This is a genomic window from Streptomyces sp. NPDC008079 (assembly GCF_042957385.1).
Taxonomy (GTDB): Bacteria; Actinomycetota; Actinomycetes; order Streptomycetales; family Streptomycetaceae; genus Actinacidiphila.
Genome location: NZ_JBIBIC010000013.1, coordinates 112,587 through 132,423, shown reverse-complemented (window position 1 = coordinate 132,423; position 19,837 = coordinate 112,587). Strand labels below are relative to the sequence as shown.

The window sequence follows — 19,837 nt, the reverse complement described above, 5'->3', positions numbered from 1 at the left end:
CGCGAGGACTGTCATGGGCCATCGTTGTCATCGCCCCTGACATCGGCGCCCCGCCGCCGTCATCCCTTGAAGCCGTGCCGGAAGTTGACGGTGGAGACCGCGTACACCGTGGGGACGTCCGGGTCGGTGAGGTCCACCACGATGTTGCGGTCCGGTTTGTCGCCGGCCTGGTGCATGCTGATGCCCACATACGTGCGGCCGGTGAGGAAGTCCCAGCCCGCCGTCCTGGCCTGCGCGGCGGTGATCGCGTCCTTGCCACCGCGCAGCACGTTCCGGGCGCTGCCGACCTGCGCGAGGAAGGTGTCCAGGCCGCCGGAGGTGGTGGTGAACTGGACGTACAGCGCGCTGGTGTCCCAGGAGTTGGTCTCCAGGTAGCCGGGGCCCGTGGTGCCGTCGGGGAAGGGCAGTTGGTATATCTGCCGCTGGAGGATGGTCGGAACGGCCAGCTCCAGATGGCTGAGGGCCGCCTCCTTCTGCTTGGTGACCCCGCTGTCCCGGCTCTGCTCGGCGGAGATCAGCACGTACCCGATCGGTACGAGGACGAGCAGCGGGACGACGGTCCAGCGGACCCAGCGCGGCGGGTTCCGCGGCGGCGGTGCGAGCCGCGCCCGGCCCGCGTCGCCGTCCGCGGGCGGTCCCCCGTCGGACTCGGGGCCCGGCTCCAGGGTGTCCTGGTCGAAGGGTGTGGTGGTCACGACTGGGCTCCCTGCCGTCCGTAGACCCGGCCGTAGCGTTCGTACCGCTCGACGCGGCGGCGGGTGGCGCGGCGGAAGCGGCGGGCGACCAGCCGGGCCAGGTCGGCGGCGCCGACCATACCGGCCTCGGGGCCCAGCTCGGCCTTGGCGATCCGCGCCTCCGGCCGGTAGCCGCGGCCGGTGAGATTGCGCCGGAAGGCGTCCCTGGCCGGGTTGATCAGCAGGTCGTCGGCGGCGCTGACGCCGCCGCCGATGACGAAGCAGGACGGGTCGAGGGCGGCGGCGAGGTTGGCGATGCCGATGCCCAGCCACTGGCCGATGTCCTGGAACAGCTCGACGCACATCGCGTCGCCCTCGCGGGCCAGCTCGGTGATCAGCGGTCCGGTGATCTCGCTGATGCTGCCGCCGACCCGGTCGATGATCCCGTAGGCGACCGGGGAATCCGCGGCGGCCATCTCGCGGGCCTCCCTCACCAGCGCGTTCCCCGAGCTGTACTGCTCCCAGCAGCCGCGGTTGCCGCAGGCGCAGCGGTGACCGCCCTGCACCACCTGCATATGGCCGAACTCGCCAGCGACGCCGTAGCGGCCCCTCTTGACCTGGCCGTCCTCCAGGATCGCGCCGCCGATGCCGGTGCCGAGGGTGATCATCACCAGGTCGGCCTCGCCGCGCCCGGCGCCGAAGCGCCACTCGGCCCAGGCCGCGGTGTTCGCGTCGTTGTCGACCATGACGGGGACCAGCAGGCGCTCGGCGAGCCGGTCGCGCAGCGGCTCGTCGCGCCAGGACAGGTGCGGGGCGAAGAGCACCCGCGAGCGGTCGGCGTCGACCCAGCCCGCCGCCCCGATGCCGACCGCGTGCACGTCGTGCCGCTCCGACAGGTCCAGGACCAGCTCGACGATGGTGTCCTCGACGACCTTGGGGCTCTTGGACTTGTCGGGCGTCTCGGTGCGGATCTTCTCCAGGATCACCCCGTCCGCGTCGACCACCCCGGCCATCACCTTGGTGCCGCCGATGTCGATACCGACGGTGGGGACGCGGGGCGCGGTCAGATGCGAGCGCCTCTCGCGGCGGCCGACGGTCTGGAGCACCGTCGCCCTGGCGGCGCCGCCGCGGTACACACGTTCACGATTGGCACTCAAGCGGAGGTCTCCGGGTCGGTCGCCGGTGGTGTGGTGGTCGTCCGGCGCATCAGTTCGTGGGTCAGCTCGTCCAGCTCGCTGCCCCCGGCCATCTCTCGGGTCAGCTCGTCCAGCGTAATGTCCTTCTTCAGGTGGCTGCCCGACATCGCGCCTCGCTTGAGCAGAATGAACCGGTCACCGACCAGATACGCGTGGTGCGGATTGTGCGTGATGAGTACCACACCGAGCCCCGCGTCGCGCGCGGCGGCCACGTATTTCAGCACCACACCCGACTGCTTGACGCCGAGGGCGGCCGTCGGCTCGTCCAGGACCAGCACCTTCGCGCCGAAGTGCACGGCGCGGGCGATGGCCACGCACTGGCGCTCGCCGCCGGACAGGGTGCCGATCGGCTGGTCGACGTCGCGCAGGTCGATGCCCATCCGCAGCAGCGCCTGGTGGGTGGTGGCGCGCATGGCGGCCACGTCGAGCCTGCGCAGCGGGCCGCGGCCGAGGGTGGGCTCGGAGCCGAGGAAGAAATTCCGCCAGACCGGCATCAGGGGGACCACCGCCAGGTCCTGGTAGACGGTGGCGATGCCGCGGTCGAGCGCCTCGCGCGGCGAGCTGTGCCGTACGTCCTCGCCCTCGATGGCGTAGCGGCCCGTGTCGTGCTGGTGCAGCCCGGCGATGATCTTGATGAGGGTGGACTTGCCCGCGCCGTTGTCGCCGAGGACGCAGGTGATCTCGCCCGCGCGCACTTCGAGGGAGACGTCCCGCAGCGCGCGGACGTTCCCGTACGACTTGGAGACGTCGGTCAGCTCGACCAGCGGGGCGCCGACGGGCGCGGGGACCTTGCCGAGGACGGGTTCTGCGCTCATGCCGCGGCCTCCGCCCGCTTGCGGACCCAGGCGTTCAGCAGCGTCGCGAGCAGCAGCATCGCGCCGAGGAAGAACTTGAACCAGTCCGGATTCCACTGGGCGTACACGATGCCCTTGTTGGTCATGCCGAAGATGAACGCGCCGACCGCCGAGCCGATGGCGCTGCCGTATCCGCCGGTCATCAGGCAGCCGCCGATGACGGCCGCGATGATGTACAGGAATTCGTTGCCGACGCCCTCGCCCGACTGCACCACATCGAACGAGAACAGCAGGTGCTGTCCCGAGATCCAGGCGCAGAAGGCGACCGCCATGTACAGGCCGATCTTGGTACGGGCGACGGGGACGCCGACCGCGCGGGCCCCGTCCGCGTTGCCGCCCGCGGCGAAGATCCAGTTCCCCGCGCGGGTGCGCAGCAGCACCCAGGTGGCCACGGCGACCAGGCCGAGCCACCACAAGATGGTGACCTGGAGGTCGACGGAGCCGATCGTCCAGTGCGAGGCGAACAGGTCGCGGGCGGTCGGGAAGCCCTCCATGTCGGCGATCGTCTTGGTGGAGACGGTGCCGCTGATGAGCTTGGTGAAGCCCAGATTGAGGCCGGTGAGCATCAGGAAGGTGCCCAGCGTGATGATGAAGCTGGGCAGTTTGGTGCGCACGAGCAGGATGCCGTTGAAGAAGCCGATGGCGAGGGTGACCAGCAGCGACACACCGACGCCGACCCAGACGTTCGCGGTCATCTGGTAGCTGAACATCGAGGAGACCAGCGCGGAGCTGGTCACCAGGACACCGGCCGACAGGTCGAACTCGCCGCCGATCATCAGCAGCGCCACGGGGACGGCCATGATGCCGATCGTGGAGGACGCGTACAGCACCGTGCCGAGGCTGGACGCCCGCAGGAAGGCGTCGGCGACGACGGAGAAGAAGACGAAGACGGCGACCGCGCCGACGACGGAGCCCAGCTCGGGCCTGGCCAGCAGGGCGCGCACGACGGATCTCGGCGCCAGCCGCTCGTCGTCCACCGGGCTCACCAGCAGGTCGGGGGCGCCGCCGTCCGGGGTGCGCGTGCTCTGCCCGCTCAACGGGTGCCCCGCTTGGTGTACGACAGCAGGGCTTCCGCGTCGTCCTTGGTGACGATCTGCGGCCCGGTCAGGACGGGCTGGCCGCCGCCGAGGGTGTCGCCGTTGTAGCGGTACAGCCACAGCAGGTCGATCGCCTCGTAGCCCTGGAGGTACGGCTGCTGGTCGACCGCGAAGCCGATGGTGCCCGCCTTGAGGGAGGCGGCGACCTGCGCGTTCAGGTCGAAGGTGTCGACCTCGGCGGAGGAGCCCGCCTGGTCCTTGGCCTTGACCGCGGTGGCCGCGAAGGGCGCGCCGAGGGTGACGACGGAGTCGATGCTCTTGTCGGCCTGGAGCTTGGCCTGGACGGCGGACTGCACGTCGGGCATGTTCGTGCCGTCGACGTAGAGGTTGTCCATCGTCCCGGAGAAGGTGGCCTTGGCGCCCGCGCAGCGCTGCTCGTGGCCGACGTTGCCCTGCTCGTGGAGCACGCACAGGGCGTGCTTCCTGCCGCGCTTGTTCAGCTCGTCGCCGACCGCGCGGCCCGCGATGGTCTCGTCCTGGCCGATGTGGCCGAGCGTGCCGAATTCCTTGGACTCCTGCGAGCCGGAGTTGATCGTGATGACCGGGATACCGGCCTTCTCCGCCTTGAGCACGACGGCCTTCATCGCGTCGGGCTTGGCGAGCGTGACGATCAGCCCGTCCACGTGCTGGTCGATGGCGGCCTGGACGAGCTGCGACTGCTCGTTGGCCTGGTCGCTGTTGGAGTAGAGGAACTTGATGTTGTCCTTGTCGGCGGCCTGCTTGGCGCCGCTCTGGACGATGTCCCAGAAGGTGTCGCCCGCGCCGGAGTGGGTGACCATCGCGAAGGTCCAGTGCGGGGTGTTGACGGCGGAGCCGTTGGCCGCGGCCTGCTTGGCCCGGTCCTCCGCGCGCTTGCCGCCGGTGCTGCTGCACCCGGCCAGGCAGACCGCGCCGAGCACCGCCGCCGTCAGCACGCCCACCACCCGTGTTCCCGCCCTTGCCATCGCCACGAGGCCCTGCCTTTCCCTGCGGTTCCTGTTACTGCCGGGATGAGAGTGTTGCGAGCGACCATCCCGGCGGCCCAAGTATCCGTCAAGGGGTACGGCGCGATGCCCGGCGGGCCGGTGCGGCGGGTTGGCGGGGGTGCGGTAGAGGGTGCCTTCCCGGAGTCGGCGAGGGGGTCCGTACGCGGTCGGCGGGCGTCTTCGCACCGGTCCTGCCTCAGGCTCTGACCAGCAGCCGGAACTCGAAGGTGTAGCGCGAGGCCCGGTACAGATGGGAGCCGAACTCGATCGCGCGGCCCCGGTCGTCGTACGTGGTGCGCTGCATCGTCAGCAGCGCCGCGCCCGGCGGCTCGGCCAGCAGCCGGCTCTCCTCGGCCGTGGCCGCGCGGGCCCCCACGGTCTGCTCCGCGCTGTGCAGGGTGATGCCGTGGTGCCGCATCAGCGCGTACAGACCGTTGGTCTCCAGCTCGCCGGTGGCCGGTTCCAGCAGGTCGCAGGGGAGGTAGTTGCACAGGTACGCCATCGGCTCGCCGTGGGTGAGGCGCAGCCGGTGCACGACGGCGACCTGGCAGGACTCCGGCAGGCCCAGGGCGGCGGCGACCGCGGCGGGCGCGGGCCCGCGGGCGTTCGCGAGCACCCGGGTGCTCGGGTGCCGGCCCGCGGCGAGCAGGTCGTCGTACAGGCTGCTCAGTTCCAGCGGGCGGGCGACATGGCTGTGCACCACCTGGGTGCCGACGCCCCGGCGGCGCACCAACAGGCCCTTGTCGACCAGCGACTGGATGGCCTGCCGGACGGTCGGCCGGGACAGGCCGAGCCGCGCGGCCAGCTCTATCTCGTTGCCGAGCAGGCTGCCGGGGGCGAGCGCGCCCTCTTCTATGGCGGCTTCGAGCTGCCGGGCGAGCTGGAAGTAGAGCGGTACGGGGCTGGCGCGGTCGACGGCCAGCCGCAGATCGCGGTGGACGGGCCGGGCCTGCGGGCGCCCACGGCCGGGCGGCACGGCTTCGCGGCCTGGTTCGTGCGGGGGTGCGTGCGTGGGCTCCTGCTTGGGCACGGAGGGAGCGTATCGGCCACCCATGATCACCGGAAGTCCTTATGTCCGGACAAAGCGTTGACAGGGGGCGGGCGGCGCGGGAGGTTGGGACAGCGCGCACGTCTCCCGCGGTGAAGGGGCAAGTAGCAGCTATGCGGATCGGACTCATCGGCGCCGGGCGGATCGGCTCCTTCCACGCCGCCACGCTGGCCGCCCACGAGGACGTCGACGAGGTGACGGTCGCCGACACCGAGGCGGTACGCGCCCGGCAGGTCGCCGCGTCGGTCGGCGGGCGCGCGGCCCTTTCGGTGGACGCGCTCTTCGACAGCGCGCCGGACGCCGTCGTCATCACCTCCGCCACCGCGTCGCACGCCGCGCTGATCACCCGCGCCGCCCGCGCCGGTGTCCCCGCCTTCTGCGAGAAGCCGGTGGCGCTCGACCTCGCCGGTACGGTGGCGGCGCTCGACGCCGTCGAGGCCGCGGGCGCCGTGCTCCAGATCGGCTTCCAGCGGCGCTTCGACGCCGGGTACCGCGCGGCGCGCGAGGCCGTACGGGCGGGCAGGGTGGGCCGGCTGCACACCGTGCGCACCGTCACCTCTGACCCGGCGCCGCCGCCGGCCGCGTACGTCCCGCTCTCCGGCGGCCTCTACCGCGACTGCCTCATCCACGACTTCGACGTGCTGCGCTGGGTCACCGGCCGGGAGATCACCGAGGTGTACGCGGCGGGCGCCAACGGCGGCGACGACTTCTTCCGCGCGGCGGGCGACGCCGACACCGCGGCGGCGCTGCTCACCCTGGAGGGCGGTGTCCTCGCGACGGCGACGGCGACCCGCTACCACGGCGCGGGGTACGACGTCCGGATGGAGCTGGCCGGGACCGACGACCAGATCGCGGTGGGCGTCGGCCCGCGGACGCCCTTGCGCTCGATGGAGCCGGTCGCGGTCGCGGCCCTGCCCACGGCGCCCTGGCCCGGCTTCCTCGACCGTTTCGCCGCCGCCTACCGGGCCGAACTGGCCGCCTTCCTGCGCGTCGTACGCGGCCTGGAGCCGAATCCCTGCGAGGGTCGGGAGGCGTTGCGCGCGCTGCTCGTCGCCGAGGCGTGCGAGGTCTCGCGCCGCGAGAGACGTCCGGTGACGGTCGCCGACGTGGGCATGCGCGTACGTGAGGGCGACGTGAGCGGAGTGGTGGCATGAGCCGGGCAGGACGGCGGCGCCCGCGGGGCGGGTCCACGGGACACCGGAGGTGGTGACGGCATGAAGCGGGAGCGGATCGCGGGGGCGCCGATTTCCTGGGGTGTGTGCGAAGTGCCCGGCTGGGGGCACCAGTTGACGCCCGAGCGGGTGCTGGCGGAGATGACGGAGCTGGGCATCACCGCCAGTGAGTTCGGGCCCGACGGCTTTCTGCCGGGGCCGCTGCTGGCCGCCCACGGCGTCACCGCGGTCGGCGGCTTCGTGCCCGCCGTGCTGCACGATCCCGGCCACGATCCGCTGCCGGACATCCGGGCCGACCTCGACCGTTTCACCGCCGCGGGCGCCCGCACGCTCGTCCTGGCCGCGGCCACCGGGCTCGACGGCTACGACGAACGTCCCGCCGTGTCGGCCGACGGCTGGCGCACCCTGCTGGACCGGCTCGACGCCGTCACCGACCTCGCCGCCTCGCTCGGCGTCACCGCCGCCCTCCACCCCCATGTCGGCACCGTCGTCGAAGGGCCCGCCGAGGTCGACCGCGTCCTCGACGGCAGCCGGATCGGGCTCTGCCTCGACACCGGGCACCTCCTCATCGGCGGCACCGACCCGGTGGCCCTCGCGCGCCGGGCCGCCTCCCGCGTCACGCACGTCCACCTCAAGGACGTCGACCCCGCCGCCGCCGACGCCGTCCGGGACGGCCGCACCACCTATACCTCCGCCGTCCAGCAGGGCCTCTACCGCCCCCTCGGCGAGGGCGGCCTCGACCTCAGCGCCCTCATCACCCACCTCGAATCCGCCGGCTACCCCGGCTGGTACGTCATGGAGCAGGACACCGTCCTGACCGCCCCCCCACCCCCCGGCCAAGGCCCCCTCCCCGCCATCCGCGCCTCCCTCCACTGGCTCACCCACCAATGACCTCCCCTACCGACAAGAGGCACATCTCCCCGCTCACTGAGGGCGGGGCGTATGACGTGGTGACGTTGGGGCGGGTGGGGGTGGACCTTTATCCCGAGCAGAGCGGGGTGGGGCTCGCGGAGGTGCGGACGTTCGCGAAATCGCTCGGCGGGACGGCCGGAAACGTGGCGGTGGCAGCGGCCCGCCTCGGGCTGCGAACGGCCGTGCTGACGGGCGTGGGTGACGACCCGTTCGGCACGTACGTCCGCACGGCGCTCAAAGGCTTCGGCGTGGACGACAAGCTGGTCACGACCGTGCCCGGGGTGCAAACCCCCGTCGTGTTCTGCGAGTTGTTCCCGCCCGACGACTTCCCGATCTACTTCTACCGGCGCCCGGTCGCGCCCGACCAGTGCCTCGAACCGGACACGCTGGACCGCGCGGCGGTCAGGACGGCGCGGGCCCTGTGGATCACCGGCTCGGCCCTCGCGGTGGAACCGACGCGCTCGACCGTCTTCGCGGCGCTTGACGCCCGCGAGGGCGGCGAGGTGTGGTTCGACCTGGACTGGCGCCCCGGCTTCTGGGAGGACCCGGCGCAGGCCCCCGCGCTGTACGCCCGCGCGCTGGCGTACGCGACGGTGGCCGTCGGCAATCTGGACGAGACGGAGATCGCGGTCGGCAGCCGCGACCCGGAGACGGCGGCCGGGCTGCTGCTGCGGCGCGGCGTGCGGACGGCGGTCGTCAAGCAGGGCCCGGCCGGAGTGCTGGGCAGAACCGCCCGCGAGCAGCACTCGGTGCCGCCGGTCCCGGTGAAGGCCGTCAACGGCCTCGGGGCCGGTGACGCCTTCGGCGGAGCCCTGTGCGCGGGCCTGCTGTCCGGGGAGCCGCTGCCCGATGTGCTCCGGGCGGCCAACGCGGCCGGTGCCCTGGTCGCCTCCCGCCTGGCGTGCGCCGACGCGATGCCGACCCGCCGGGAGATCGACGAGCTGCTGCGCGAGCCCGCGCCACCCCCCGTGCTCGCGCCACCCACCGCGCCCGGCACGCCCACCGCGCCCACCGCGCCCGCCGCGCCCGCCGCGCCCGCCGAAGGAGTTGAGCCCCAGTGACCCATCTGGCCGCGGGCACCGCGGAAAAGGACGGCTTCGACCTGTGGGTGGATCCGGCCGTCGCGGGCTGGTCGTACTCGTCCCTGCGGACCCTGACCCTGGCGCCGGGCGCCCTGCGCCGCTTCGCGGCCGGGGACAGCGAGTGGATCGTGCTGCCGCTGGCGGGCGGCTGCGCGGTGACGGTGACGCAGGCCGACGGCACCGAGGCCGCCTTCGAACTGCGCGGCCGGGTCAGCGTGTTCAGCGGCGTCAGCGACTTCGCGTATGTGCCGCGCGACGCGGAGGTCACCGTCGTCAGCCCCGGCGGCAGCCGCCTGGCGCTGGCGGGGGCGCGCTGCGAGCGGCGGCTGCCCGCGCGGTACGGCCCGGCCTCCGCGGTGCCGGTGGAGCTGCGCGGGGCGGGCGGCGCGAGCCGCCAGGTCAACAACTTCGCGGCGGCCGGCGTCTTCGCCTGCGACCGGCTGATCGCGGTGGAGGTGCTGACACCGGGCGGCAACTGGTCGTCGTTCCCGCCGCACAAGCACGACGAGGCGGGCCCGCACGAGTCGGTCCTCGAAGAGATCTACTACTACGAGTTCGGCGGCGGCCCGGCCGCGCTGGGCTACCAGCGCGTCTACCCCTCCCCCGCAGGTGCCACCGACGTCCTCGCCGAAGTCCGCACCGGCGACGCGGTGTTGATCCCCGACGGCTGGCACGGCCCGAGCATGGCGGTCCCCGGCTACGACATGTACTACCTGAACGTGATGGCGGGCCCGGGCGCCGAACGGGCCTGGCTGATCAGCGACGACCCGGCACACGCGTGGGTCCGCGCGTCATGGGCGGACCAACTCCCCGACCCCCGGCTGCCGTTGTACGAGGCGCCGGTCACGAAGCAGGAGGGCGGCACCGTATGAGCGTCAGACTCACCGTCGCACAGGCCCTCGTCCGGTTCCTGTCCGTCCAGTTCACCGAGCGGGACGGCGTGCGCCACCGGTCGGTGGCCGGGATGTGGGGCATCTTCGGGCACGGCAATGTCGCGGGCGTCGGCCAGGCGCTGCTGGCGGCCGGGCCCGAGGCGATGCCGTACCACCAGGGGCGCAACGAGCAGGCGATGGTGCACGCGGCCGTCGGCTACGCCCGGACCCGGCACGGGCTCTCGGCGATGGCGTGCACGACGTCGATCGGTCCCGGCGCGACCAATCTCGTCACGGGCGCGGCGCTCGCGACGATCAACCGGGTGCCGGTGCTGCTGCTCCCCGGTGACGTCTTCGCGACCCGCCCCGCCGACCCGGTGCTCCAGCAGCTCGAAGTGCCCTGGGCGTACGACATCACCGTCAATGACGCGCTGCGGCCGGTGTCGCGCTGGTTCGACCGGATCTGGCGGCCCGAGATGCTGCCCGCCTCGCTGCTCCAGGCGATGCGGGTGCTGACCGACCCCGTCGACACGGGCGCGGTGACGCTGGCGCTGCCGCAGGACGTGCAGGCGGAGGCGTACGACTGGCCGGACGAGCTGTTCCGCGAGCGGGTCTGGCAGGTGCGGCGGCCCGTGCCGGACGCGGACGCGGTGGCCGAGGCCGCCGCCCTGCTGCGCGGCGCGCGTCGGCCGCTGATCGTCGCGGGCGGCGGGGTGCGGATCTCCGAAGCGGCGTCCGCGCTGGCCGAGTTGGCGGCGGCGACCGGCATTCCGGTGGCCGAGACGCAAGGAGGCAAGGGCGCGCTGCGGTGGGACCATCCGCAGGCGCTCGGCGGCATCGGGCACACCGGTACGGCGCCCGCCGACGCGGCGGCGCGGGAGGCCGACGTGGTGCTCGGCGTCGGCACCCGGTGGACGGACTTCACCACGGCGTCCGGTGCGCTCTTCGCGCCCGACGCGCGCTTCGTCAGTCTCAACATCGCCTCTTTCGACGGCCACAAGATGGCCGGACTGGCGCTCGTCGGCGACGCTCGGGCCGGAATCGCCGCCCTGGCCGCCGAGTTGACGGGCCATCAGGCACCGGGGCGGACCTCCGAAGCGCGCCGGGCGCTGGCCGACTGGCGCGCCCGTACGGACGCTGCCTTCGGTGACGGCGGCGGCGAGGGACCGCCGTCGCAGAGCGAGGTCGTCGGGGCGCTGGACGCGGTGCTGCACGACCGGGACGTAGTGGTCAACGCGGCCGGTTCCCTCCCGGGTGACCTGCACAAACTGTGGCGGGCGCGGGACGTGGGGCAGTATCACGTCGAGTACGGCTTCTCCTGCATGGGGTACGAGATCCCGGCCGCGATCGGCGTGAAGCTGGCGGCGCCCGACCGCGAGGTGTTCGCGCTCGTGGGCGACGGCACGTACTTGATGCTGCCGACGGAGGTCGTGACCGCCGTCCAGGAGGGCGTTCCGATCAATGTGGTGATCGTCCAGAACCACGGATACGCCTCCATCGGGGGCCTGTCCGAGCAGGTCGGCGCCGAACGCTTCGGCACCGCCTACCGGTTCCGCGCCCCTGACGGGTCCTTCGCGGGCGAGCCGCTGCCGGTGGACCTCGCGGCCAACGCCGCCAGCCTCGGCCTCGAGGTCTTCACCGCCCGTACGGCCAAGGAGTTGCGCGCCGCGCTGGCCGCCGCCCGCGAGTCGCCCCGGGCGACGGCCGTGTACGTCGAGACCGACCCCGCGCGGCCCGGACCCGGCGCCGAGGCGTGGTGGGACGTCCCGGTCGCCGAGGTGTCGGACCGCCCGGCCACGCGGGCCGCCCGCGAGGCGTACGACCGGGCGCGCCCGGCGCCCGGGACCCGGCCCCGTCTTTAGGGCCTGTCCGAGGGGCCCTGGGCCGGGCCGCCGCATGCGGCGGGCGGGATCGGCACGCCCTTGCGGGCGAGCAGCGACTTGAGGGACTGGATGATCGGGAAGACCTCGTTGTTGAGGTCGGCGCCCTGGCTCTCGTAGGCGCGCTGTTCCGCCTCGACGATGACGCGGTCCTGGCCGAAGATGCCCTCGGTGAAGAGCGTGATGACCGGCCACAGCAGGTGGATCACGCCGGGGACCGGGGGCTTTTGGATCATGATCAGACCGTAGGTGTGATTGTGGTGCTGGGCCTGGTCGGTGGGCATGTAGGCGTTCCACAGGTCGAGGGCCGGGGGCTCCTCGCGCTTGCCGTCGGTCCAGTACCGCAGCGTCTGGTACGGGTAGCCGGTGCGGATCGTCATCAGGTCCGCGTACTTGTCGTCGTTGCCGCTGCCGATGATCAGGCGCTCGCCGAGGGACTGCTTGCCCTCGGTGCGCGAGAAGGAGTAGTCGGCCTCCAGCCAGTCCTCGCCCTCGCGGACGTCCAGCAGCTTGGCCCGGATCCGGCCCATCAGACTGCGGTGCAGGAACTGGTGGTTCATGTCCATCAGGTTCTCGTGCATGAACGAGTAGTGGCAGGCGATGTCCCGGTCGAGCACGCGCGTCTTGTACCGGCGGTCGGCGTACGAGGGCAGTTCCGGCATCGGCGTGACCTCGGCCAGTTCCTGATCGCCGGGGAAGACGAAGACGAATCCGTACGCCTCGCGGCACGCGTAACTGCGCACGCCGTTGGGCAGTTTCCGCTTCCGGTCCAGATAGGGGATGTTCACGCACGCGCCCGTGCGGTCGTATGTCCAGCAGTGGTAGCCGCAGAGCAGCCGCTCGTCCTTCACCACGCCCATGCTCAGCGGGACCTGGCGGTGGGCGCAGCGGTCCTCCAGGGCGTACGGCGCGCCCTTCTCCGGCCGGACCAGGACGATCTCCGTCCCGGCGTACTTCACGGCCAGCGTCTTGCCGCTCTTGAGGTCGCGGGACCGGGCGAGCGGATACCAGAAGTCCGGGTCGAGTCCGGTCGTGCGGGTGGTGGGGACGTCCTCCTCCGGTGCCACGTCGCGGTATTTGCGCAATGGGGGCTTCGTCTGCGGGAGCGTCATACCAGAAATACGAACGTACCGGTCAGTACGTTCGCGTGGCGGCCTCACCAAATCGTCATGACTTGGTCAAGTCCGCGTCCACACGTAGATTTCCGGTGCCGATGTCGTGATCATCTCCGGGACCGGCGGCGGAATTCCGCCGGGCCCGGCACGGGGACCGGCGGCGCGGAACATCACTGGGGGCAGATGTGGACTGGGGAACGCTCGTCGCGACGCTCAGCGGCGGTGGCATCGCCATTTCCGGCACCGTGCTCGCCGACCATTTGCGCCGCCGCCACGAGGACGGCCGGGGCACCGACGCGCGGCGCCGGGCGGTCTACATCGACTTCATCAGCGCCACCGGGGTCTGCCACGCGGGCCTGCGCCGGATCGCCCAGAACCCGGGCGCGGAGCCGGACGTGGACGCCGCGTCGCGCGCCGCGCTCGACGACGCCGGGATCTACGAGGCGCGCGAGCGGCTCTTCATCGACGCCTCCACCGCCGTCGCGGGCGCGGGCCAGGCGATGTTCGAGCACTTGCGCGCCGTTCAGCGGGCGGTCGCGGCGGGGGCCGCTTCGACGTCCGTCGCCTTCCACGACGTCTATCACCCCTATCTCGGCGCGGTGTGGACCTACCGGGTGGCCGTGCGCAGGGAGTTGGAAGGTCTTTCCCTTTCACCGGAGGCTTTCGGCTGGTCCGAGTGGGACGGCAAGGACCGGTGCCCGATCTGCCGGGCCGCGCTCGGCGCGAGCTGATGACCCCGCTCGGCGCGAGCTGATTCCGGAACGGGCACACGGCGCGGCCCGCGTACACCCGACATGCCGTAAAGGCATTATCAGGACAGAAATTGGCGTTCTTTCGCCCGCGCGGCAACCTGTGCGCGCTCGCGTCCCTGTTCGCAGGTAGACCCAACCGCACCTGGACGCGAGGAATTCGATGACGCATACCCAAGGCAGCCGACGTCTCAGGCGCTCGGCTCTCGTGGCCGCGGCGGCTTTCGCCGTGGTCGCGGGCGGCGTCGGCGCCGCACCCGGCGCCGGAGCGGCGACGCCCGTGACCCCCAAGCTGAAGCTGGTGGCCGCCTCCACCTCGGTCACCGCTGACCGCTACGACGGCGACACCGGCGTCTACCTGGACCTCGGCGCGTACCTCACCGCCGACAAGGCGCCGTTCGAACTCCGCGTGACCCGTAAGTCGTACAAGGACCCGGTGGTCGTCGCGCAGGTGACGCGCGGCGGCTCGAAGACGGTCACGAAGAAGCTGCCCGCCGGGCTGGTCAAGGACTTCGCCGGGCTGCCGGGCTTCCTCCAGGTGACCATCACCGACAGCAAGGGCGTGAAGGTCGCGAGCACCAGCGACACCTTCTGCCCGAACTCCGCGTCGGGCCGCATCCGTCCGGACGCCCCGGCCACCTCGCCGTACCCGGACGGCTGCTCCGACAACCCGTTCACGCTCGGCTCGGTGTGGGGCGTCCAGAAGGGCTGGGCCGCGGCGGCCTCGCAGGGCATCGGCCCGGACGGCGGGGTCGACCTGAAGGCCGGCACGTACACCGCGAAGATCTCCGTGGCGAAGAAGTACCGGGACGTGTTCGGGATTCCGAACGACCAGCCGACGGTGAAGGTGACCGTGCGGACCGTGCAGGACGGGTCGGGCGCGGCGCGGTCGCGGCTGTCGGCCGCGCTGCCGGGCGGACAGCCGCGCGCGGGCTCCGCGCCGGGCACGCTCAGGGCCGCCGCGCACCGGCCGACGGGCGCGGCGGGCGTGCCGTCCAACGTGCCGAAGCCGGACCTGCGGGCGCTGCCCGCGTACGGCATCGCGATCACCGACGGCAGCGACGGCGGTGAGGGCGACACCCCGGCCACCGGCACCGACTACCTGGCCTTCAGCGCCACCGTGTGGGACGCGGGCCCGGCGCCGCTGGTCGTGGACGGCTTCCGGACTCCCGGCAAGGAGAAGATGGACGCCTACCAGTACTTCTACGACGCCAAGGGCAAGCAGGTCGGCTACACGCCCACCGGCACCATGGAGTGGGACCCGCGCGTCGGCCACCAGCACTGGCACTTCTCGGACTTCGCCAGCTACCGGCTGCTGAGCTCCGACAAGAAGCTGATCGTCCGCAGCGGCAAGGAAGCCTTCTGCCTGGCCAACACCGACGCCATCGACTACACGGTGAAGAACGCCAACTGGCACCCGAACAACACCGATCTGGCGACCGCCTGCGGTGAGCACAGCGCGCTGTCGGTGCGCGAGGTGCTGGACGTCGGCAACGGCGACACGTACTCGCAGTACCGCCCCGGCCAGTCCTTCGACATCAGCAAGCTGGCGAACGGCACGTACTACATCCAGGTGATCGCCAACCCCGACCACCGGCTCAAGGAGAGCAGTTACGGCAACAACGTGGCGGTGCGCAAGGTGATCCTCGGCGGCACGCCGGGGCACCGCACGGTCAAGGTGCCCGCGTACGAGCTGGTCAACGCGCCCTGATCCAGCGCGCGTTGACCATCCGGGGTCCGGCCGCCTCCCCTCCTCGCGGCCGGGCCCCTTCTTTCGCGTCCTTCGCGTCCTTCGCGCGCGGGCCGCGGGCTAGGGTGACGTGATGATCGAGATTCCCGAGGACTTCGCGCGCGGCACGGTGGCGCGGGAGGCGGACCGGGGCCGCGAGTGGATCGCCGGGCTGCCGACGCTCGTCGACGAACTGCTCCAGCGCTGGGACTGCGTACCGGAGGCGGCCGTCGTCCACGGGCAGGTCGGCGTGGTGCTGCCCGTACGCGACGGCGAGGGCCGGTCCGCCGTCCTCAAGGTCTCCTTCCCCCACCCCGGGAACGTCCACGAGCCGGACGCCTTCGCCGTGTGGCGCGGGCGCGGCGCCGTCCGGCTGTACGCGCGCGACGACGCGCGGTTCGCGATGCTGCTGGAGCGGGCCGAGCCGCGCTCGCTCGCCGAAGTCCCCGACGTGGACGAGGCGGTGGCCCTCGCGGGCGCCCTGGCGCGGCGGCTGGCCGTGCCCGCGCCCGCCCAACTGCCCAGGCTGCGCGACCAGGCGGAGCCCTGGGCGACCGAACTGCGCGCGGACCGCGCCGAGTTGGCGCAGCCGCTGCCCGCCCGTACCGTCGACGCCGCGCTCGCCACCCTCGCGGAGCTGGGCCCCGACCAGCCGGACACCCTCGTCCACGGCGACCTGCACTTCACCAATGTGCTGGCCTCCGCACGCGAGCCGTGGCTGGCCATCGACCCCAAGGGGTACGTCGGCGACCCGGCGTACGACACGGCCACGCTGCTGCGCGGCCGCTACGAGGACCTGCTGGCCGCGCCCGACCTCAAGGCGGCCCTGCTGCGCCGCGTCGCGGTCTTCGCCGACGCGGCCGGGATCGACCGCGAACGGGCCCGCCGCTGGGCGCAGTACCGCGCGGTGACGGCCGCCGTGTGGGGGCGGCGGCATGGTGATCCGGACTGGGTGGTGCGGGCCACGGATGTCCTGGCGGACCTGCTCGTCTGAGGGCCGGGATCACCGATGCCGGGGCGCGCGGACGTATAAAGGAGCGCATGGACTCCTCGCAGGCCGACGCCTACCTCCAGCGCATCGGGGCCGAACGGCCCGCCGTCCCCGACGCGGCGGGGCTGCGCGAACTGCACCTGCGGCACCAGCTCGCCGTCCCCTTCGAGAACCTGTCGATCCACCTCGGCCAGGACATCGTGCTCACCGAGCCCGCGCTCTTCGAGAAGGTCGTCACGGACCGACGGGGCGGATTCTGCTACGAGTTGAACGGCGCCTTCGGCGCGCTGCTGCGCTCGCTCGGCTACGGGGTGGAGCTGCTGGCCGCACGGGTGTACGGGAAGGACGGCCGCCTCGGGCCGCCGTACGACCATCTCGCGCTGCGGGTACGGACGGCGGACGGCGAGACGTGGCTGGCCGATGTCGGCTTCGGCCGCCACAGTCACTTTCCGCTGCGCTACGCCGAGCGGGGTGAACAGGGCGATCCGGGAGGGGTGTTCCGGATCGCGGACGCCGATGCCGACGCTGACGCCGATGCCGACGCCGACGCCCACTCGGACGCGGGGGATCTTGTCGTCGTGCGCGACGGTGAGCCGCAGTATCTGCTGGAGCGGCGGCCCCGGCTGCTGGCGGACTTCGAGGCCACCTGCTGGTGGCAGCGCACCTCGCCCGTCTCGCACTTCCGCACGTCCCTCATCTGCTCCCGCCTCACCCCCGAGGGGCGCGCCACGCTCAGCGGGCGCACCCTCGTCCTCACCGCCTCCGGCACGCGCGAGGAGCGCGAACTCCCCGACGCCGAGGCCGTGCTCGCCGCCTACCGCACCCACTTCTCGCTCGACCTCCCCCGCGAGCCCGCCGTCACCCCACCCACACCGCCCGCAGCGTGACCTGCTCCGGGGCGCGCCGGCTGTGCGGGCCCAGCGTCGCGTACCCGCCGGTGCAGTCCGCCCCCGTATAGACCCGCACCGTCTCCCCCGTCTCGTTCCACGGCGCGTACGCCGCCCCGTACGCCCTCGGCCCGATCACCTCCGGCAGCACGAGGCACTGCCCGCTCGGCGGGTCGGTCAACACACTGGTCAGCGGCCCCTGCCGCGTCATGAACGTGTACGAGAATCTGCCGGTCGCGGCTGCGGCGCTTCCGTCCGGCAGACACGTCGCTGCCGCGAGCAGGCCCGTCGTCACGGCGACGGCGGCGGTACGCGTGCGCATGCGGCCCCTCCCAAGGTCGGCTTCTCCGCCCCCGAAGCTACGGCTGACGCCGTCCTCTCCCCGCAAAACCGTTCCCCCCGGCGAGCCGCCGCCATCTGGGACACAGGAAGGTGCGTTCCCCGCGCCCCTGAAAAGATCAGCTCACCGCCCACGGCAACGAACCCGCCAGCGCCCCGCCCTGAAGGATGGGTGCGGGGCGGAACAGGGGGCAGGCTTACCGCAGGTCTCATGCTCCTCTCATGTCACGTTGCGGTGACAGCTGCCCCCACCCCCGACGAAAGGCGAGGCGGCTGCCGGTACCGTGCTGATCGCGTGCACCGCCCCACCGGCGCACGGTCCGTTCGCGCCCGCGCGCTTCGGTGCGCCCGCGCAGCAGCCCGCAGCCTCAGGAAGGACGGCGATACGCCGTGTACCGCTGGGAAACCACGCGAGCAGCACTGGCGCAGCGGGTGTTCGCCACGATCCGTAGCGAGAGTTACGACCAGGCGGCGGCGACCGCGGACACGCTGCTGTCCGCGGGGCTGACGACGCTGGAGATCTCGCTGACGACGCCCTTCGCGCTGGAGGCGGTGACGACGCTGGTGCGCGAGGTCGGGGACGACGCGGTGATCGGCGCGGGGACCGTACTGGACGCGGTGTCGGCGCGGATGGCGATTGACGCGGGCGCGCGGTTCCTGCTGTCGCCGAGCCTGGACGAGGACGTGCTGAAGACCGGCCACCGGTACGGCGTACCGGTGTTCCCCGGGGTCGCCACGCCCGGCGAGGTGGTGCGGGCGATGGAGCTGGGCGCGGACGCGCTGACGCTCTATCCGGCCACCTCGTTCACCCCCGCGTGGGTCACCGACGTGCTGGCGATCATGCCGCAGGCGGCCCTGCTGCCCTGCGGCGGCATCACCGTGGCCGACGCGCCCTCGTGGGTGGCGTCGGGCGCCGTCGCGGTCGGCATGGGCTCGGCGCTGACGTCGGGCGACCGCGAGACCGTGACGAAACGGCTGACCGAGCTCCTGGAACGGCTGGCGGACACCGTCTGAACGCCGTGCCCCCTGGTTAGGCTGGTCCGTGGGGGACGCGGACCCGAGGGGGAGCTGTGAGCACACCGGAGACGGTGGATCTGCATGTCTACGCCCGCGCGTACGGCGAGGACTTCACCGCCGACCCGTACCCCGTCTACGCGCGGCTGCGCGAGCGCGGTCCCGTCCACCACGTCCGGACGGCGGACACCGGCGCGATGTGGCTGGTCGTCGGGCACGACGAGGCGCGCGCCGCGCTCGCCGACAGCCGGCTGAGCAAGAACTGGCAGTCGCTGCTGCCCGACGGCGACGTCTCGGGCGGCTTCGCCAGCCACATGCTGGACGCCGACCCGCCCCGGCACACCCGCCTGCGCAAGCTGGTGTCACGGGAGTTCACCCCGCGCCGCGTCGAGGCGCTGCGCCCGCGCGTCCAGGCGATCACCGACGACCTCGTCGAGGCGATGCTGCCCGGCGGGAGCGCCGACCTCGTCGACGCCCTCGCCTTCCCGCTGCCGATGACCGTCATCTGCGAACTGCTCGGCGTGCCCGACCTGGACCGCGAGGCGTTCCGCGGCTGGTCCAACGAGATCGTCGGCCCCACCGGCCCCGAGGCCGAGGCCGACGCGGTCCAGGCCATGTCGGAGTACCTGGTCGAGCTGATCGAGGACAAGCGGTGCACCGCGCCGCGCGACGACCTGCTGAGCGCGCTGATCCGTACGCGGTACGAGGACGGCGACCGGCTCTCGTCCGACGAACTGGTGGGCATGGCCTTCCTGCTGCTGGTCGCCGGGCACGAGACGACCGTCAACCTCATCGCCAACGGCGTCCTCGCCCTGCTCCGGCACCCCGACCAGCTCGCCGCCCTGCGCGCCGACCCCGGACTGCTCGACGGCGCCGTCGAGGAGATGCTGCGCTACGACGGTCCGGTGGAGACCACGACCTGGCGGTTCGCCCGCGAGACCCTGGAGATCGGCGGCGTACGCGTGCCCTCGGGCGACTCCGTCCTGATCGCCCTCGCGTCCGCCGACCGCGACCCCGGCCGCTATCCGGCGCCCGACACGTTCGACATCCGCCGCTCCCCGCAGGGGCACCTCGCCTTCGGCCACGGCATCCACTACTGCCTCGGCGCGCCGCTGGCCCGGCTCGAAGGCCGGATCGCCGTCAGGACCCTGCTGGACCGCTGCCCCGGCCTGGCGCTCGCCGCCGACCCGGCCGCCCTGACCTGGCGCCCCGGCCTCCTCATCCGCGGTGTGCACCGCCTCCCGGTGACCTTCTGACCGCT

19 protein-coding genes are annotated in these 19,837 nt (G+C 72.6%); 11 read left to right on the top strand and 8 right to left on the bottom strand.

Features of this window, described 5'->3' with window-relative positions; all coding sequences use genetic code 11:
• Positions 1-59: 59 nt before the first annotated feature.
• From ACFZAM_RS25255 to ACFZAM_RS25230, 6 genes are all read right to left on the bottom strand, one after another.
• Positions 60-695, bottom strand: coding sequence for a hypothetical protein (locus ACFZAM_RS25255; protein ID WP_355339051.1), 636 nt, complete (start codon positions 693-695; stop codon positions 60-62).
• Positions 692-1,831, bottom strand: a complete 1,140-nt coding sequence (locus ACFZAM_RS25250; protein WP_355339048.1) for an ROK family glucokinase — start codon at positions 1,829-1,831, stop codon at positions 692-694. The genes ACFZAM_RS25255 and ACFZAM_RS25250 overlap by 4 nt, the downstream gene beginning before the upstream one ends.
• Positions 1,828-2,685 (bottom strand): ATP-binding cassette domain-containing protein, encoded by an 858-nt coding sequence (locus ACFZAM_RS25245; RefSeq protein WP_391049504.1) that lies wholly within the window; start codon positions 2,683-2,685, stop codon positions 1,828-1,830. Before ACFZAM_RS25245 ends, ACFZAM_RS25250 begins: the two co-directional genes overlap by 4 nt.
• A complete protein-coding gene (locus ACFZAM_RS25240; protein WP_391049591.1) occupies positions 2,682-3,716 on the bottom strand; it encodes an ABC transporter permease in 1,035 nt (344 codons plus the stop codon). Before ACFZAM_RS25240 ends, ACFZAM_RS25245 begins: the two co-directional genes overlap by 4 nt.
• Positions 3,717-3,757: 41 nt before the next feature.
• Entirely contained in the window at positions 3,758-4,765 is a 1,008-nt protein-coding gene (locus ACFZAM_RS25235; RefSeq protein WP_391049589.1) for a substrate-binding domain-containing protein, read from the bottom strand.
• Between the two features lie 217 nt (positions 4,766-4,982).
• Positions 4,983-5,816: a UTRA domain-containing protein gene (locus ACFZAM_RS25230; RefSeq protein WP_391049502.1), complete on the bottom strand. Its 834-nt coding sequence runs from the start codon at positions 5,814-5,816 to the stop codon at positions 4,983-4,985.
• A 131-nt stretch (positions 5,817-5,947) separates the two neighbouring features.
• On the opposite strand from ACFZAM_RS25230, the gene ACFZAM_RS25225 reads away from it, so the two are divergent.
• The 5 genes from ACFZAM_RS25225 to iolD are packed head-to-tail and all read left to right on the top strand — an operon-like array spanning position 5,948 to position 11,734.
• Positions 5,948-6,988 (top strand): Gfo/Idh/MocA family oxidoreductase, encoded by a 1,041-nt coding sequence (locus tag ACFZAM_RS25225; RefSeq protein ID WP_391049500.1) that lies wholly within the window; start codon positions 5,948-5,950, stop codon positions 6,986-6,988.
• A gap of 60 nt (positions 6,989-7,048) precedes the next feature.
• Positions 7,049-7,897, top strand: a complete 849-nt coding sequence (locus ACFZAM_RS25220) for a TIM barrel protein (protein ID WP_391049498.1) — start codon at positions 7,049-7,051, stop codon at positions 7,895-7,897.
• Complete coding sequence (gene iolC, locus ACFZAM_RS25215) at positions 7,894-8,979, top strand: 5-dehydro-2-deoxygluconokinase (RefSeq protein ID WP_391049496.1); 1,086 nt, start codon at positions 7,894-7,896, stop codon at positions 8,977-8,979. The genes ACFZAM_RS25220 and iolC overlap by 4 nt, the downstream gene beginning before the upstream one ends.
• Positions 8,976-9,872, top strand: coding sequence for a 5-deoxy-glucuronate isomerase (iolB, locus tag ACFZAM_RS25210; protein ID WP_391049494.1), 897 nt, complete (start codon positions 8,976-8,978; stop codon positions 9,870-9,872). Before iolC ends, iolB begins: the two co-directional genes overlap by 4 nt.
• Positions 9,869-11,734, top strand: a complete 1,866-nt coding sequence (gene iolD / locus ACFZAM_RS25205; RefSeq protein WP_391049492.1) for a 3D-(3,5/4)-trihydroxycyclohexane-1,2-dione acylhydrolase (decyclizing) — start codon at positions 9,869-9,871, stop codon at positions 11,732-11,734. Before iolB ends, iolD begins: the two co-directional genes overlap by 4 nt.
• On the opposite strand, the gene ACFZAM_RS25200 is transcribed toward iolD, so the two are convergent.
• The gene (locus ACFZAM_RS25200; protein ID WP_391049490.1) at positions 11,731-12,864 is read right to left on the bottom strand and encodes a Rieske 2Fe-2S domain-containing protein; all 1,134 of its coding nucleotides are present in this window, start codon (positions 12,862-12,864) and stop codon (positions 11,731-11,733) included. The genes iolD and ACFZAM_RS25200 overlap by 4 nt on opposite strands.
• A 188-nt stretch (positions 12,865-13,052) precedes the next feature.
• Between ACFZAM_RS25200 and ACFZAM_RS25195 the strand changes: the two genes are divergently transcribed.
• The 4 genes from ACFZAM_RS25195 (at position 13,053) to ACFZAM_RS25180 (ending at position 17,223) form a co-directional block, all read left to right on the top strand.
• The gene (locus tag ACFZAM_RS25195; protein WP_188285437.1) at positions 13,053-13,598 is read left to right on the top strand and encodes a CchlQ; all 546 of its coding nucleotides are present in this window, start codon (positions 13,053-13,055) and stop codon (positions 13,596-13,598) included.
• Positions 13,599-13,779: 181 nt separating this feature from the next.
• Positions 13,780-15,327 (top strand): lysyl oxidase family protein, encoded by a 1,548-nt coding sequence (locus ACFZAM_RS25190; RefSeq protein WP_391049488.1) that lies wholly within the window; start codon positions 13,780-13,782, stop codon positions 15,325-15,327.
• Between the two features lie 112 nt (positions 15,328-15,439).
• Positions 15,440-16,339: an aminoglycoside phosphotransferase family protein gene (locus ACFZAM_RS25185; protein ID WP_391049486.1), complete on the top strand. Its 900-nt coding sequence runs from the start codon at positions 15,440-15,442 to the stop codon at positions 16,337-16,339.
• A 47-nt stretch (positions 16,340-16,386) separates the two neighbouring features.
• Positions 16,387-17,223 (top strand): arylamine N-acetyltransferase, encoded by an 837-nt coding sequence (locus tag ACFZAM_RS25180; protein ID WP_391049484.1) that lies wholly within the window; start codon positions 16,387-16,389, stop codon positions 17,221-17,223.
• On the opposite strand, the gene ACFZAM_RS25175 is transcribed toward ACFZAM_RS25180, so the two are convergent.
• A complete protein-coding gene (locus ACFZAM_RS25175; protein ID WP_355339019.1) occupies positions 17,195-17,545 on the bottom strand; it encodes a hypothetical protein in 351 nt (116 codons plus the stop codon). The two genes, ACFZAM_RS25180 and ACFZAM_RS25175, sit on opposite strands and share 29 nt — an antisense overlap.
• Before the next feature lie 407 nt (positions 17,546-17,952).
• Here ACFZAM_RS25175 and ACFZAM_RS25170 point away from each other — a divergent pair, with 407 nt between their 5' ends.
• Positions 17,953-18,576: a bifunctional 4-hydroxy-2-oxoglutarate aldolase/2-dehydro-3-deoxy-phosphogluconate aldolase gene (locus ACFZAM_RS25170; RefSeq protein WP_355339016.1), complete on the top strand. Its 624-nt coding sequence runs from the start codon at positions 17,953-17,955 to the stop codon at positions 18,574-18,576.
• Positions 18,577-18,632: 56 nt separating this feature from the next.
• Positions 18,633-19,832 carry a cytochrome P450 gene (locus ACFZAM_RS25165; protein ID WP_391049482.1) on the top strand — a complete coding sequence of 400 codons (1,200 nt, stop codon included), beginning with the start codon at positions 18,633-18,635 and terminating at the stop codon, positions 19,830-19,832.
• Positions 19,833-19,837 lie beyond the last annotated feature (5 nt).

Coding starts and splice junctions, on each gene's coding strand:
- ACFZAM_RS25185 (WP_391049486.1), top strand. CDS start 15,440: ATGATCGAGATTCCCGAGGACTTCGCGCGCGGCACGGTGGCGCGGGAG.
- ACFZAM_RS25180 (WP_391049484.1), top strand. CDS start 16,387: ATGGACTCCTCGCAGGCCGACGCCTACCTCCAGCGCATCGGGGCCGAA.
- ACFZAM_RS25225 (WP_391049500.1), top strand. CDS start 5,948: ATGCGGATCGGACTCATCGGCGCCGGGCGGATCGGCTCCTTCCACGCC.
- ACFZAM_RS25220 (WP_391049498.1), top strand. CDS start 7,049: ATGAAGCGGGAGCGGATCGCGGGGGCGCCGATTTCCTGGGGTGTGTGC.
- ACFZAM_RS25200 (WP_391049490.1), bottom strand. CDS start 12,864: ATGACGCTCCCGCAGACGAAGCCCCCATTGCGCAAATACCGCGACGTG.
- ACFZAM_RS25235 (WP_391049589.1), bottom strand. CDS start 4,765: ATGGCAAGGGCGGGAACACGGGTGGTGGGCGTGCTGACGGCGGCGGTG.
- ACFZAM_RS25175 (WP_355339019.1), bottom strand. CDS start 17,545: ATGCGCACGCGTACCGCCGCCGTCGCCGTGACGACGGGCCTGCTCGCG.
- ACFZAM_RS25245 (WP_391049504.1), bottom strand. CDS start 2,685: ATGAGCGCAGAACCCGTCCTCGGCAAGGTCCCCGCGCCCGTCGGCGCC.
- iolC (WP_391049496.1), top strand. CDS start 7,894: ATGACCTCCCCTACCGACAAGAGGCACATCTCCCCGCTCACTGAGGGC.
- ACFZAM_RS25190 (WP_391049488.1), top strand. CDS start 13,780: ATGACGCATACCCAAGGCAGCCGACGTCTCAGGCGCTCGGCTCTCGTG.
- iolD (WP_391049492.1), top strand. CDS start 9,869: ATGAGCGTCAGACTCACCGTCGCACAGGCCCTCGTCCGGTTCCTGTCC.